Below are 14758 nucleotides of genomic sequence, written 5' to 3' on the forward strand. Positions count from 1 at the left end.
ACTTGCATGTGTTAAGCACGCCGCCAGCGTTCGTCCTGAGCCAGGATCAAACTCTCCGTAGATGAATTTGCATCCGGCTGAGAACCGCGACCTGACCGATCGCGACATCCATCAACCAAAGGAACCCTCACTCCACGATCCGAAGACCGCACAGTGCGGGGGTTTGTTACTTGGCACTGACTTTCGGCACGCTGTTGAGTTCTCAAGGAGCGGACGCGCTCGTACTCGGACCCTTGCGGGCATTCGTTCGAGGCGGTGTCCCCACTCTACACCAGGCTCCGCAACAGTGCGCCCTCAGAGGCGCTTCCGGCGGTTGACCAGGCTGGCGGCCCGGTCCGTTCTCGCTTGGTGCAGGAAGAACCATACACGGCCCCGAAGGGGTCCTGCAGGGGGGGTCCCGAGCGCGACCGGGACCGGCACGGTGCCGCCGGGTGAAGGGCCCGTCACGAGCCGCAGGCGCGCGCCCGGTAGGGCCGGGCGGTGTGATCACCGGGGACCAACGTCGGTGACGGGGCGCCGTGCCCGTCGTTAGCGTCCGGCCCGACAGTCCCCGTCCGGGTCCGCCGGCCCGGTGTTCCCGGAGGGCCCGGTCATGGGCAGGTCCTACGCGTCCCGTGTCAGTTCCCCACGCCTGAAGTGGGTCATCCTCGTCGTCTGGGTGGCGCTGGCCGCAGCGGCCGCTCCCCTGGCCGGCGGGCTCACCGGTGAGCAGGAGAACGACATCGCCGCCTGGCTGCCGCAGGACGCCGAGTCCACCCGCGTCCTCGAGCTCCAGCGCGAACTCGGCTCCAACCCGGACCTCATACCCGCGGTGGTCGTCTACGAGCGGACGACCGGGCTGACCGCGGAGGACCTCGCCGCCGTCCAGGAGGACGTCGGCGTGTTCGGGGAGCTCGACGAGATCTCCGGCAGCGTCGTGGGGCCGATCCCCGCCGAGGACGGGCAGGCCGTGCAGCTCGTCGTCCCCCTGGACGTCGGACCGGACGGGTGGGAGGCCATCGCCCCGATCGTCGACGACATCCGCGCCGAGGCCTCGCAGGCGCCCGACGGGCTCGAGGCCTGGGTGACCGGTCCGGCGGGCAACGCGGCCGACTCGTCCGAGGCCTTCGCGGGCATCGACGGCACGCTGCTGTTCGCCGCGCTCGGCGTCGTCATCGTCATCCTGCTGCTGACCTACCGCAGCCCCGTCCTGTGGATCCTGCCGATCTTCTCGGCGGTCATCGCGCTGGTCTGCGCCCAGGCCGTCGTCTACCTGCTCGCCCGGTACGCGGAACTCACGGTCAACGCCCAGAGCGCGAGCATCCTCACCGTCCTGGTCGTCGGCGCCGGGACCGACTACGCCCTCCTGCTCGTCGCCCGGTACCGGGAGGAGCTGCGGCTGCACACCGACCGGCACGAGGCCATGACCGAGGCCGTCCACCGCGCCGGCCCGGCGGTGGTGGCCAGTGCCGGCACCGTGGTCCTCGGCATGCTCTGCCTGGTCGCCGCGGAGATGAACTCGACCGCGGGCCTCGGCCCGGTCGCCGCGATCGGCGTCGCCGTCACCCTGGTCGTGCTCATGACGCTGCTGCCGGCGCTGCTGGTCATCTGCGGCCGGTGGGTCTTCTGGCCGGTGCGCCCCGCCTTCGGCAGCGCCGAGCCGAGCGCCACCGGTTGGTGGGCCCGCGTCGGGGCCTGGATCCGGCCGCGCCCCCGGGCCACCTGGATGGTCACCAGCGCGCTGCTGCTGCTCGCCTGCCTCGCCGTCTTCCGGCTCGACCCGAGCGGCCTGACCCAGGCCGAGGGCTTCCGCGGGACGCCGGAGTCGATCGCCGGCGAGGAGGTCGCCGCCGAGCACTTCCCCGCCGTCGCCGGCAACCCGGTGGTCGTGGTGACCACGGCGGACGACGCCGAGGCGGTCTCCGCCGCGGTGGCCGCGGACGACGGCATCGCCACGGTGGCTCCCCCGCAGGTCGTCGGGGACGGCGCGCTCGTCGAGGCCTCGCTGGCCGATCCCTTCGACAGCGCGGCGGCCGCCGCCACCGTCGAGCAGCTGCGCACCTCGCTCGACAACGTCGGCGACGGGCAGGCCCTGGTCGGCGGGACGACGGCGCTCAACCTCGACGTCCAGACCGCCTCGCAGCGGGACAACCGCGTCGTGATCCCGCTGATCATGCTGGTGGTGCTCGTCGTCCTGGGCGTGCTGCTGCGGGCGCTGGTCGCGCCGCTGCTCCTCATCGCCACGGTGGTGCTGTCCTTCGGCGCCGCGCTGGGGCTGAGCGCCCTGGTCTTCGACTGGGTGCTCGGCGTGACGGCCACCGACAGCTCGTTCCCGCTGTTCGTCTTCGTGTTCCTCGTGGCCCTCGGGATCGACTACAACATCTTCCTGATGACCCGGGTGCGGGAGGAGTCCGCCGACCACGGCACGCGGCGGGCCGCGCTGATCGGGCTGGCCGCCACCGGCGGTGTGATCACCTCGGCGGGCCTGGTGCTCGCGGCGACGTTCGCGGTGCTCGGCACCCTGCCGCTGACCTTCCTGACCCAGCTGGGCATCGCCGTGGCGCTCGGGGTGCTGCTCGACACGATCGTCGTGCGCTCGGTGCTGGTCACCGCGCTGACCCTCGACGTCGGCCGGTGGATGTGGTGGCCCGGCCGGCTGGCGCGCCGTCTCGACGAGCCGGAGGTGCCGCCCGCGCCGGCGGCGTCGCCGTCGGAGGCGCCGGCCCGGACCTGACGCCGGCGGGCGTGCCGGCACGGCGGCGTTCCGCTCATCGGCACGGGCCTGGGACGCCGGCGGGGACCCGGGGCAGGGTGGACCGGCCCGCGCGACCCGCCGCGGCGGACCGGAGGAGAACCGGGTGGAGCACGGAGGACGGCTGCGCCTCGCCGATCAGTGCCGGGTGGTGGTCGACAACGACTGGGCCGGCGACCCCGACGGTCTCGTCGCGCCGGCCCACCACCTGCTGTCCCCGACCAACCGGGTGGTCGCCGTCACCAGCTCCTTCCTCGACCCGGTGTTCGGCCCGCTGGGGTCGGCGGCGCGCGGGCCGGCGGGGCCGCCGAGTACGACCGGGACACCGACCGGCGGCCGCGGAGCTGGTGCTCGCCCGCCCGGAGCCGGCGATCCGGCAGTTCCCGCCGGAGACCCACCGGCGCTGCGCCTGCACGGTCGCCGCACTCGGGCACGACCTCGCCGGCAGCGGCCGGGTCGGCCGGGTCGGCCGGTGGCTGTGGACCGGCTTCCTCGAGCTCCCGCTGCCCGACTGGATCCGGCTCGGCGGCGTCTGGCCGCTCGGCGACAGCCCGGCTGTGCTGGTCACCGCCCTGGACGACGAGTCGAGCACGTACACCGAGACGGCGGGTGGGACGCGGCGGGTCCACACCGACGTCGACACCCGGCTCCTGTTCGGCGACCTGCCGGCGCGGCTGCGCCTGCACGAGGCGCGGCAGGCCGGCGTCGAGGGAGCGCCGCCGCACAGGTGACCGGCGGGGGTCTCAGCCGGCCAGGACGGTCAGGACGGCGCCGCCCACGAGCCCGCCCCCGGCGACGACGACGGCGGTGACGGCCGTGGTCCGCCAGCCGAAGGCCCGGCCGACCATCGCGATCCCGGGCACGCTGACCGCGGGCAGGGTGAGCAGCAGCGCGCCGACGCCGCCGAGCGACAGCCCGGCCAGCGCCAGGCCCTGCAGCACGGGGATCTCTCCCCCGGTCGGCAGGACGAGCAGGGTGCCGACGACGGCGGCGAGGACCACCACGAGGGGGCCGGCGCCGAGCGAGCCGTCGACGAGCGGCACCAGCCAGCCGCGGAAGGCGCCGACCGCGAGGACCACGAGCAGGTACTCGGGGACGAGGGTGACGAGCAGCCGCAGCAGGGTCCGCCCGAACCGCTCCGGCGCCGTCGCCGCCCAGCTGCGGGCCGGCCCCGGGTCCGCGGGCAGCACCCCGGCGGGGACCTCGCGGCGGTCGGTGAGCCGGGCCACCAGCGCCGCGCCGCCGACGACGACCAGCGCCCCGACGAGCAGCCGGGTGACCGTCCACTGCGAGGGCGCGACCAGCGCGAGGAACACCAGCACCGCCGGGTTGAGCAGCGGGTTGCCCAGCCAGTACGCGACGGCCGCGGCGGTGCCCACGCCGTCGCGGCGCAGCGTCGCCGCCACCGGGGCGGTGCAGCAGGTGCACATCATCGACGGCGTGCTGACCAGCCCGCCGACGGCGGCGGAGCCGAGCGTGCTGCGGCGGTCGAGCACCCGCAGCAGCCAGGCGCGCGGGACCAGGGCCTGCACCGCCGCGCTGATCAGCAGCGCCGCGACCAGCGCCTCCCAGACCGCCGCCAGGTAGGTGCCGGTGAACGTCGTCGCGGCGTGCCAGCTGGGCGCGTCGCCCGGCTCGACGCCGCCCACGGCCAGGATGCTGCCGCCGTCCCAGGTGTGGGTGGCGTGCAGCGACGCCACCCTCGCCCCGTACGGCAGCCACTTGGCCCACAGCAGCACGGCCACCGCGACCCCGAGCGCCAGCAGGGTGCCCACGACGGCGGCCGTGCGGGCCGGCGGCCGGGTGGGGCGCTCGGCGGACAGCCGGCTCGTCGTCGCCACGTCCGGGATCCAACCGGCGCGGGCGGGCGGCCGCAGCGCGGCGGCCTCAGGCCGGGGGCCGGCGCGCCCCGTCCGCCGGGCGCGCCGCCTCCACGGCCGCGACCTCCTCGTCCCGGCTGGTCACCGCGCGGCCCAGCGCGACCACCAGCGCCAGCTCCAGCACCAGGCCCACCACGGTGAGCACCACCCAGCCCACGGCGCCCTCCCCGGGTCCCGTTCCGTGGCCCGCTCAGGACGGGACCCGCTCGGTGTCCGGGCCGTGCACGAGCGGGCCGGGGTGTCGACCGGTGGTCATGCGCCCATGGTCGGGAGCCGGCGGCGACCCGCCTCACCCCTGCCGGGGGATGCCGGGCCGCCCTGAGCGCCCACCGCCGCTGTGCGCTCGGCCACATCCCCCGGGGGACGGACGCGGCCGATGCGTGAACGGGCCCGCCGCCCGGGTAAGCGCGGGGCCCGTGGTGCAGCCGCCCCCGGGTCGGGACTCCGATGGGTGTGCGCGTGACCGACCACGGCGGAGCAGACGCCGACACGACCAGCAGTGCCACCGACGGCGACGGCGCGGCCGGACCGGACGCCGCGGAGCAGCTGGCGCGGCTGGTCGGGGACGCCGACGTCGTCCGCACCGCCTTCGACCAGGTGCCGCTGATCCTCGCCGTCTACGCCGGACCCGAGCACACCGTGGTGGCGGCCAACGCGGCGATGCGGTCGTTCTTCGGCCGGGACGAGCTGGTCGGGGCGCCGATCCGGTCGGCGCTGCCAGAGCTGGCGGGGCAGCACGTCTTCGAGCTGCTCGACGAGGTGCTGGCCACCGGCCGCAGCCGGGTGGCGCGGGAGTGGCGGCTGCAGGTCGACCTCGGTGGCACCGGCGCGCTGCAGGAGGTCTACCTCGACTTCCACATGGCGCCGACGCACGCCGTCGACGGGCGGGTGAGCGGCGTGGCCACCTACGCCTACGACGTCACCGAGTCCGTGCGGGTCCGTCAGGCCGCCCAGGAGCAGGCCGCCGACGCCGAGCGACGGCTCCGCGACGCCCGCGACGTCGTCACCGCGCTGCAGGAGGCGCTGCTGCCCACCGACCTGCCGGTGCTGCCCGGCGCCCGGATCGCCGCCCGGTACCTGGTCGCCGACCGCGACCAGGTGGCCGGCGGGGACTGGTTCGACGCGATCCCGCTGCCCGGCGGCAGCGTCGCGCTCGTCGTCGGCGACGTCGTCGGGCACGGGGTCGCGGCGTCGGCGGCGATGGGCCAGCTGCGGGCGGTGCTCGCCGACGCGCTGGTCACCGGCGCCGGGCCGGCCCAGGCGCTGGCCCGCGCGGACGCGTTCGCCGCGCGCAGCCCGCGGCTGCGCGCCACCACCGTGGCGCTGGTCGTGCTCGACCCGGCCACCGGCGACCTCACCTACGCCTGCTGCGGGCAGCCCCCGCCGGTGGTCGTCGCCCCCGACGGGTCCACCCGCTGGCTCACCGACCTCGGCGGCGAGCCGCTGGGCACCGGCGTCCCCGGCACCGCCCCGGCGCTGTCGGCGGGGACGCTGGCGCCCGGGGAGCTGGTGCTCCTCTACAGCGACGGGCTGGTCGAGCGGCCGCACCGCAGCATCGCCGACGGCATGGCGGAGCTGGCGAAGGTCGCCGCCGACACCGCGACCGGGCACGCGCCGCTCGGCGCCGGCGCCGGCCCGGCCGAGCGGGTCTGCCAGCTGACCGTCGAGCTGCTCACCCGCACCGGCTACGACGACGACGTCACCACCCTCGCCGCGCACCGCCTGCCGGAGCCGGTCCCCGCGCTGCACGTGGAGACGACCACCGACCACGGCAGCATCCGCGGGCTGCGGCGCACCGTCGACGCGTGGATGGACACGCTCGACCCGGCCGACGACGACCGCGACGCCGTGGAGCTGGCGATGTGGGAGGCGATCGCCAACGCCGTCGACCACGCCTACCCGCCGGGGCTGCCCGGGCCGGTGCGGGTGGACGCCGCCCTGCTGCCCGACGGCGTGCTCGAGTGCCGCGTCACCGACGAGGGCAGCTGGCGCGACCCGGACCCCGGGGCCACCCACCGCGGCCGGGGACTGCTCATGGCGCAGCAGCTCACCGACTCCCTGCACGTGTCGCGCGGCGCCGGCCCGACCGACGCCGGCACGGTGGTCACGCTGCGGCACCGGCTGCACCGGCCGGCGATGCTCGGCTCCGACATCGGCCGCGACACCGCGCCCGCCGCCCGCCCGCCGTTCGCCGTCGACGTCGCGCCGGGTGGTGGGGACGGCGGGCCGGCCGGCCGCGACGTGCGGCTGCGGGTGTCCGGGCCGGTGGACGTCACCTCGGTCGAGGCGCTGGCCCGGCAGTTGGCCGCGGCCTCCCGCGGCGGTGTGCTGCCGCTCACCGTCGACCTCAGCGAGGTGACGCTGCTGGCCAGCGCCGGCGTGCAGGTGCTGCACCGGATGCGCGACCAGCTCGCCGGGCACGGCCACGCGCTGACCCTCCTCGCGCCGCCCGGCAGCACCGCCCGCACCGTCCTCGACCTCGTGCGCCTGCCCGCCACCGGCTGACCCGCGGCTCCTCCCGGCGGAGGCCCGGGACGGGGCGCCGGCGGCCTCACCGACCTCACCGTGCGGTGCCCGACCGCGCGCTGCGGGCCGAGGCCGGGCACCACACGGTGGGGTCGGCGCCGTGCCGCGGACCGGACCCGGGGAGCCCCCACCGCCGCCCCGGGCACGGCAGGATCGCGGGCGGTCGCAGCCACGCACGGCGGGAGGTGCCGTGGAGCTGGAACTGGAGTTCCTGCCGGTGGTCAGCGGGCGGCGGGAGCTCGTCGCCTGGCTGGTGCTCGGCTTCCTGGTGACCTTCCTCGTCACCCGCTTCGTCACGCACGCCATCCGGCTCGGCCGCGGGCCGTTCCGGGACGCCAGCGTCGGCGGGGTGCACCTGCACCACGAGGTCTACGGGATCTTCCTGCTGCTGGGCACCGGGACCGTCGAGTTCACCTACCGCCCCGCGGGAGCGGGCGCCGTCCTGGTCGCGGTGCTCTTCGGCGCCGGCGCGGCCCTCACCCTCGACGAGTTCGCCCTGTGGCTGCACCTGGAGGACGTGTACTGGTCCCGGGAGGGCCGCAGCTCGGTGGACGCGGTGCTCATCGCGCTGGTCGTCGGCGTCCTGCTGCTGGCCGGCGCCAACCCGTTCGACGCCGACGACGCCGACAGCGAGGTGGCCCTCGCCCTGACCGTGGTGGTCAACCTGCTGTTCGCGCTGGTCGCCGTGCTCAAGGGCCGCGTCGTGCTCGGCGTGGTGGGGGTCTTCGTGCCGCTGGTCGCGCTCGTGGGCGCGGTGCGGCTGGCCCGGCCCACCTCCCCGTGGGCCCGGCGCCGGTACCCGCCGGACGGCTCCCGCGCGCGGCGCGCGCTGCGCCGGTTCCCGCCGGGCCGGCGCAACCGCTGGGACGGCCTGGTCGACCTGTTCACCGCCGTGCCGCGCACCGCGCCGGCGGCCCCGGGCACCCCCGCCGCCGGCTGACCGCCGGCGGGCCGTCCCGCGTCAGTGCGGCGGCCTCCGCAGCCGCCACCGGCGCGGCCGGGGGCGGGGCGCGGCCGGGGCGTCCACCAGCTCGTAGCGCCGTCCGTAGGTCTCCACCACCGACTCGACGGCGGCGACGACCGGGATGGCCACCAGCGCGCCCATGGGCCCGAGCAGGCTCACCCCGACGATCACCGAACCGAGGGCGACCGCCGGGTGCACGTGCACCGTGCGCGCGGTGATCCGCGGCCCGACGAGGTAGTTCTCCACCTGCTGGTAGACGGTGCCGAAGACCACGACCCACAGCGCGTCCGACGGCTGGCCGGCCAGCGCCACGATCGCCGGCAGGCCGATCGCGAGGTAGGTCCCCACGGTGGGGATGAACTGCGACACCAGGCCGGTCCACAGCGCGAGCGGCAGCCAGAACGGCACGCCGAGCGCCGCCAGGAACACCGCGGTGACGAACGCGCTGAGCAGGGCCAGCAGGAACCGGGAGAACACGAAGCCGCCGGTCTTCTCCACCGCGATCTCCCAGACGGTGGCGATCACCCGCTGCTGGCGGGGCGGGAAGCGGCGGGAGACGGAGTCCCGCAGCGCGGGGGCCTGCGCGGACATGTAGAAGGCGAACAGCAGGAACGTCAGCGTCTGGAAGATCGCGCCGATCACCGTCGTCACGAACCCGAGGACGCCCGGGGTGAGGTCCTCGACGACCTGCTGGACCCGCTCGGGGGTGAGCTGCAGGGAGTCGACGACGTCGCCGGCCTGCAGCTGCGTGCCGAAGGTCCGGTTGACGGCGTCCACGAGGCTGCGGACGACGTCGGGCAGCGAGGTGACCAGCCCGGCGAGCTGGTCGACCAGCAGGGTGCCGAACGCGGCGATCAGGCCGATCGCGAGGAGCACCACGGCGAGCATCACCAGGCCGGTGGCGGCCCCGCGGCGCAGTCCCCGGCGGGTGAGGGCGTGCACGGCCGGCTCGATGCTGATCGAGAACATCCAGGCGAGGAACACCAGGCCGAGGAAGCTCCGCAGGTGGGTGAACGACCAGGCCGCCACCTGGTAGGCGGCGACGGCGAGCAGCACCAGGAGCAGGACCCGGCGCAGCCAGGGCGGCTCGGCACCCCAGCGGCCGGGCGCCGCGCCGTCGGCCGGGCCGGGGGGCGTGACGGGCGGCGTGACGGGCGGCGGGACGGGCGGCGTCAGCGGGGGCGTCACCGGGGGCGCGGCAGCGGGCGGCGGGGCGGCCGGCACCTCGCGCCCGGCGGTCCCGTCGGGCTCCCCACTCCCCGGCACGCTGGCACGGTAGAGGGGACCGGGACCTCCGTCGCGGGCCAGAGGTCTCCGGTCGGCAGGACCTCCGTCGGGGCGCGCCGGGGCATCTGGACCGGACCCGGGACCCGCCGCCAGACTGGCCGGGCACCCGTCGGTCAGGAGGCACCGCGTGGAGCTCGGGATCGATCTCGGCACCGCCACCACCGTCGTGAGCGACGTGCGCCGCGGGATCCTCTACGACGAACCGACCGTCATGCTCGTGCGCCGCGGCAGCGGCCGCCGGGACCGGGTGCTGGCCGTCGGCCGGGAGGCCGCCGACCTGCTCGGCCGCGCGCCGTCCCGGTACGCCGCGGTGCGCCCCCTCGACGACGGGGTGGTCACCGACCTGGAGACCACCCGGACCTACCTGCGCGCGGTGCTGCGGGCGGCGGGCCAGCGGCTGTGGCGGATGCCGGTCCGCGCGGTGGTCACGGTGCCGGTCGGGTCCAGCGCGCTGGAGCACCGGGCGCTGCTGGAGGCCGCCGAGGAGGCGGGCATCCGGCCGGTGACCGCGCTGGACGAGGCGGTCGCCGGCGCCGTCGGCTGCGGCCTGGACCCGCTGGAGCGGCGGGTGCACATGGTCGTCGACGTCGGCGGCGGGCGCGCCGAGGCGGTCGCCTTCTGCTACGGCGGCGTGCTCGCCTCCCGGACCAGCAAGACCGGCGGCGAGGAGATGACGCTGGCCGTCGCCCGGTTCCTGCGCGAGCAGCACCAGCTGCTGGTCGGCGACCTCGAGGCGGAGGCGCTCAAGGTCCGGCTCTCCTCGGCCGGGGACGAGCCGCTCGTCGTCCAGGGCCGGGACGGCGTCACCGGCCGGCCGCGGCTGGCCACCGTCCCGGCGGCGGAGGTGGCCGAGGCGCTGCGCCCGGTCGTCGACGACATCGTGCGGACCCTGGCGCCCTGCCTGGACGACCTCCCGCCGCAGGCGATCGCCGACGTGATGGGCGAAGGCGTGCTCGTCTTCGGCGGGTCCTCCCTGATCCCCGGCCTGCCGCAGGAGCTGGAGCGGGTCCTCGGCCTGCCGGTCAAGCCGGCCGAGGAGCCGCTGACCTGCGTCGCCGACGGCGCCGCGCGGGCGCTGCGGAACCGGGCGCTGCTGTCGGCCTACGGCCGCCGCTGACGCCCGGCGCCGCCGGTCAGGGGGCCTGCACCGGCTCGGTCGCGAGGACGTCGGCCCGGTGGTCCAGGTAGTGGCGCAGGCCCGCGGACACGACGTCCTTGGCGTTGTTGGCCCCCGTCCCCGGCCCCTGCACCATCGCGGTCACGACGATCTCCGGGGCGTCCATCGGGGCGGCGACGGTCAGCCAGTTGTCGTACTCGTCGTCGCGCAGCCCGCCGTCCTGGGCCGTGCCGGTCTTGCCGCCGACCGGAGCCGGCAGGTCCGCGAGCCGGACGGCGGTCCCGCTGGTGACGGCGTCGCGCATCCCCTCGCGGACCGGGCCCAGCTCGGCGGCGTACGGCAGCGGCGCCGGGGCCGGGGTGGGGACGGCGGTGTGCGCCCCCTGGGTCCCGATCGACATGCCCAGCCGCGGGGTGACCAGGGCCCCGGTGCTGAGCGCGGCGGTCCACCGGGCGTTCTGCAGCGGCGTCACCGTGATCTCGCCCTGGCCGATGCCGAGGATGACGGTGGACCCGCCGTACCAGGTGCCGCCGTCGGCCTCCACGGACTCCGGCGTGCCGAGGTACCCGGCCGACTCGCCGGGCAGGTCGATGCCGGTGCGCTGGCCGACGCCGAGTGACTGCGCGGTGTCGATCATCGCCTCGGGGCCGAGGGCGACGGCGAGCTTGTAGAAGTAGACGTCGTTGGAGATGGCGATCGACTCGCGCAGGTCCATCGGCCCCATCGGCCGCCAGTTGCCGAAGGTGTGCCCGCCGTAGGTGAAGCTCCCCCCGGTCGGGATCACCTGGCCGGGGTCCCACACCCGGTGGGCCTGGTTGGCCGCGGCGACGACGAGCTTGAACGTCGACCCGGGCGGCGCGACCGCCTGCGTGACGTGCTCGAGCGTCGGTGCCCCGGGCGCCGAGGCGAGCGCGTCCAGCGCGCCGCGGTCGGCCGGCGGGCCGTAGACGTTGTTGTCGAACGACGGGGCGCTGGCGATGGCGAGCACGTGCCCGGTGCGGGGGTCCATGGCGACGGCGGCGCCGATCTTGCCCTGCGGCCGCGGCTGGGCGCGCAGCGCGGCGGCGAGGCCGGCGTCCAGCTGCCGCTGCAGCCCGAGGTCGATCGCCAGCCGCAGGTCCGCGCCGGGCACGGGCTCCACGCGGCCGGCCAGCGCGACGGGCACGCCCGCCGGGTCGACGTACACGCACTGGCGCCCGTTGGTGCCGCGCAGCACCGCGTCGTACTCCAGCTCCAGGCCGGCCCGGCCGACGATCTCGCCGTTGGGCAGGCCGGACCAGCGCTCCTCCGACTCGGCGGTGGCCACGCCGACGAAGCCGAGGACCGGGCCGAGCAGCGCACCCTCCGGGTACCAGCGGCGGGGCTCCGGGACGACGAGCACGCCGGTGATCCCGGCGGCGGCGACCGTGTCGCCGACGGCCCGGGGCACCTCGGCCACCGGCAGCGACAGCGTGGTGGCCTCCGCCGCGTCGAGCTGGGCCTGCAGCTCGGCGGGCGGGCGGGCGGTCAGGCCGGCGAGCCGCTCGACGGCCGCGGCGTCGTCGCGCACGAGGGCGGGCACCGCGAGCACCCGGTCGACGCCGGTGCCGGCGGCCGCGGCGTCGACGGCCAGCGGGGCGTCGTGCCGGTCGGTGATGGCGCCGCGGGGCGCGGGCAGCCGGATGCAGCGGGTCATCTGCTCCTCGCCGGCGAGGGTGAGCTCCTCGCCGCGGGTGACCTGCATCCGCCAGCCGTAGAGCCCGAAGGCGACGAGCAGTACGGAGAGGGCGGCCGCGGCCAGCCGGAGCAGCCGCGGGCGCGGGTTGCGCCGGCCCGGCGCCGCCCACAGCCGCCGGCGGACGCTGTCCCGGCGGACGCCCAGCACGACACCGATCGCGGCCAGGTGCACGACCAGCGCCGTCCCGCCGTAGCTGAGCAGCGGGAACGGCACGCCGGCCAGGGGCAGCAGACCGAGGTTGGCCCCGATCGAGACGACGGTCTCGACGCCCATGAGGATCGCCAGCCCACCGCCGACCAGCGCGGCCTGCGGCGTGCGCGCCCGGCGACTGGCCAGCGCGAGCCGCCACACGAGGACGACGACGGCGAGCACCACGGCGGCGCCCGCCAGCAGACCCCACTGCCCGACCAGGCTGGCCGGCGCGAGGTCGGTCTGCCCCTCGGGCAGGTACTCGGCGCGCAGCTCGCGCAGCGGGTCGCCGGCCCGCCCGGTCAGCCCGCCGGAGGCGACGGCGATGTGCGCCTGCCGCAGCGCCCAGCCCGAGCCGGTCGGCGACTCGTGGGCGCCGACCAGGAAGGTGCCCAGCCGCTGCAGCTGGTAGGGCTGCAGCAGGCTGATCATCAGCGGCGCGGAGACCACGGCCGCGGCGCCCAGCGGCAGCAGGAAGCGCGCGGGCACCCGGCCGAGGACGAGCATCGACGCGGTGAGGACGACCAGCAGCATGGTGGTGCTCAGGTCCGGCTGGAGCAGGGTGAGCGCGATGGGCACGACCGCCAGCAGCACGGCGAGGCCGAAGCGCCGCCACGCCGGCCGGGCGGAGCCGAGGACGGCGGCGAGGACCAGCAGCAGCCCGAGCTTGGCCAGCTCGGAGGGCTGGAAGGTGACCGCGCCCAGGACGAACCAGCGGGTGGCGCCCTTGACCGTCACCCCGACCGTGAGGACGCCGACGAGGAAGACGACGGCCGCCACATAGGACACCCAGCCCAGCACACCGAGGTACCGGACGCGGACCCGCCAGAGGGCCGCGAGGGCGAGGATGCCCCCGGCGGCGATCAGGCCCTGGCGCAGCGCGAGGTCGTGCGCGCCGATCAGGTACAGGTTGGCCAGCCCCAGCCCGACCAGGGCGAGGGCGGCGACCACGGCGAGCAGGTCGAACAGCGCGCTGCGGCGCTCCCGGCGCTCCTCCCGGGTCCGGCCCCGCCCGCCCTCGGCGGCCGGCAGCCCGCCCGGCTCCAGCGGGGAGTCCTCCGGGACGGCCCACAGCACGCGGCGCTGGCGGCGGCTCCACCGCCGGCCCGCCCGGCGGTCCCCCGCGTCGTCGTCCGGCCGGCCGGCGGGCACCGAGTACGGCATGCGGCTCTCCCGTCGGGTCAGCGGGTGCGGAGCTCGGGCGGGCAGGAGCCCACGGACAGCGGCGCGGAGGCCGCGGTCGCGGGTGAGTCGGTGACGGCCAGGACCGCGACGGCCGGCAGGGGCGGCAGCGCGACGACGCCGACGGCCTCGGCCCGCTCCCCTCCCGGCGGGACGGCGACCGTGCCGCCCGGCGCGGTGGACGTGTCGCCGGTGCAGCGGTCGACGAGCAGGTAGGACCAGGTCACCCGCTGCTCCGCGGCGCCGGGGACGAGCCGCACCTGCACCCGCACGGTGCACGGCTGCCCCGGCTCGCACGCGTCGAGGCCGCGCAGGTCGACCGCGGCCACGCTGCCGGCCGACGCCGGGGCCGGCCGGGTGATCGGCACGCCGTCGGGCTCGGGCTCCGCGGTCGGCTCGACGCCGCTGCGCCCGGCGTCCAGGAGCACGTCGACGTCGGCGGCGATCTCGTCCCGCAGCAGGACCACCTCCGTCGTGACCGCCGCGGCGAGCACCACGACCGAGAGCAGCCACGCCCCGACCCGCCGCGCGGTGCGGGAGGTCTCGCGCCGGACCGGGCGCGAGACGGTGCCGCGGACGGCGGCCGCCGCGGCGGCGCCCACCGGCCCGCCTGTCGCGATGGACCGCACCAGCGCGCCGAGCTCGGCGCGGACGGCGCCGCGGTCGATCCCCGTGGCGGTCTCGCCGACCCGGCGCGCGACGGGAGGGACGCCGGCGTCCGGCAGGGCCGCCACCGCCGCGTCGAGCGCGTCCAGCAGCGGGTCCTCCGCGTCCGCCGCACCGGGGCGGGACCGGGCGGTGGCGACGACGTCGGCGAGCACCGCGGCGACGGCGGGACCCGACGGCGTCGCGGAGGGGTGGAGGCCCACCTGCCCGTCGGTCCCCACCGCGACCCGGTCGAGGAGCGCGCGGCCGCCGGCGGCGTCCGGCACCGGCAGCTGCGCCGCCTGCTCCAGCACGCCGGCGGCCAGCTCCAGGGCCTGCGGCGAGGTGAGCCGGGCCAGGGCGAGCAGGCGGGCGAGCGCGACGCCGTCGGAGGGTGCCGGGGACGGACCGGCCGGCCGCTGCTGGGCCGGATGGGCGGGCGCGGAACCGTCGTCGAGGCCTCCGGACGCCCGTTCGATCGTCAGGTCTGCCACTGACTGTCACCCGCCCATCCGTGCGC

Annotated in this window: 10 protein-coding genes and 1 rRNA gene; 5 read left to right on the forward strand and 6 right to left on the reverse strand. The window is 76.9% G+C overall.

Annotated features, from left to right (window positions below):
• A 16S ribosomal RNA gene (locus ACI796_RS00005) occupies positions 1–62 on the reverse strand; the annotation flags it as partial.
• 530 nt (positions 63–592) lie between these two features.
• On the opposite strand from ACI796_RS00005, the gene ACI796_RS00010 reads away from it, so the two are divergent.
• Together ACI796_RS00010 and ACI796_RS00015 are read left to right on the forward strand one after the other, a co-directional pair.
• On the forward strand, positions 593–2713 hold the full coding sequence (locus tag ACI796_RS00010) for an MMPL family transporter (protein WP_456939191.1): 2121 nt from the start codon (positions 593–595) through the stop codon (positions 2711–2713).
• A gap of 365 nt (positions 2714–3078) precedes the next feature.
• Positions 3079–3462: a hypothetical protein gene (locus ACI796_RS00015; RefSeq protein WP_456939192.1), complete on the forward strand. Its 384-nt coding sequence runs from the start codon at positions 3079–3081 to the stop codon at positions 3460–3462.
• A 12-nt stretch (positions 3463–3474) separates the two neighbouring features.
• On the opposite strand, the gene ACI796_RS00020 is transcribed toward ACI796_RS00015, so the two are convergent.
• Together ACI796_RS00020 and ACI796_RS00025 are read right to left on the reverse strand one after the other, a co-directional pair.
• A complete protein-coding gene (locus ACI796_RS00020; RefSeq protein ID WP_456939193.1) occupies positions 3475–4572 on the reverse strand; it encodes a permease in 1098 nt (365 codons plus the stop codon).
• Between the two features lie 46 nt (positions 4573–4618).
• On the reverse strand, positions 4619–4768 hold the full coding sequence (locus ACI796_RS00025) for a hypothetical protein (RefSeq protein WP_456939194.1): 150 nt from the start codon (positions 4766–4768) through the stop codon (positions 4619–4621).
• A 302-nt stretch (positions 4769–5070) separates the two neighbouring features.
• Between ACI796_RS00025 and ACI796_RS00030 the strand changes: the two genes are divergently transcribed.
• Positions 5071–7116: a SpoIIE family protein phosphatase gene (locus ACI796_RS00030; protein ID WP_456939195.1), complete on the forward strand. Its 2046-nt coding sequence runs from the start codon at positions 5071–5073 to the stop codon at positions 7114–7116.
• A gap of 211 nt (positions 7117–7327) precedes the next feature.
• Complete coding sequence (locus tag ACI796_RS00035) at positions 7328–8077, forward strand: hypothetical protein (protein ID WP_456939196.1); 750 nt, start codon at positions 7328–7330, stop codon at positions 8075–8077.
• Between the two features lie 21 nt (positions 8078–8098).
• Here the strand turns inward: ACI796_RS00035 and ACI796_RS00040 are convergent, their stop codons facing one another.
• Entirely contained in the window at positions 8099–9367 is a 1269-nt protein-coding gene (locus ACI796_RS00040) for an AI-2E family transporter (protein ID WP_456939197.1), read from the reverse strand.
• Between the two features lie 148 nt (positions 9368–9515).
• Between ACI796_RS00040 and ACI796_RS00045 the strand changes: the two genes are divergently transcribed.
• Complete coding sequence (locus ACI796_RS00045) at positions 9516–10505, forward strand: rod shape-determining protein (protein WP_456939198.1); 990 nt, start codon at positions 9516–9518, stop codon at positions 10503–10505.
• Positions 10506–10521: 16 nt separating this feature from the next.
• On the opposite strand, the gene ACI796_RS00050 is transcribed toward ACI796_RS00045, so the two are convergent.
• Both ACI796_RS00050 and ACI796_RS00055 read right to left on the reverse strand, forming a co-directional pair.
• Entirely contained in the window at positions 10522–13575 is a 3054-nt protein-coding gene (locus ACI796_RS00050; protein WP_456939199.1) for an FtsW/RodA/SpoVE family cell cycle protein, read from the reverse strand.
• 17 nt (positions 13576–13592) lie between these two features.
• Positions 13593–14732, reverse strand: a complete 1140-nt coding sequence (locus tag ACI796_RS00055) for a hypothetical protein (RefSeq protein WP_456939200.1) — start codon at positions 14730–14732, stop codon at positions 13593–13595.
• Positions 14733–14758: the final 26 nt, after the last annotated feature.

The sequence above is a fragment of the Geodermatophilus sp. SYSU D00525 genome (assembly GCF_054050475.1).

Coding starts and splice junctions, on each gene's coding strand:
- ACI796_RS00050 (WP_456939199.1), bottom strand. CDS start 13,575: ATGCCGTACTCGGTGCCCGCCGGCCGGCCGGACGACGACGCGGGGGAC.
- ACI796_RS00010 (WP_456939191.1), top strand. CDS start 593: ATGGGCAGGTCCTACGCGTCCCGTGTCAGTTCCCCACGCCTGAAGTGG.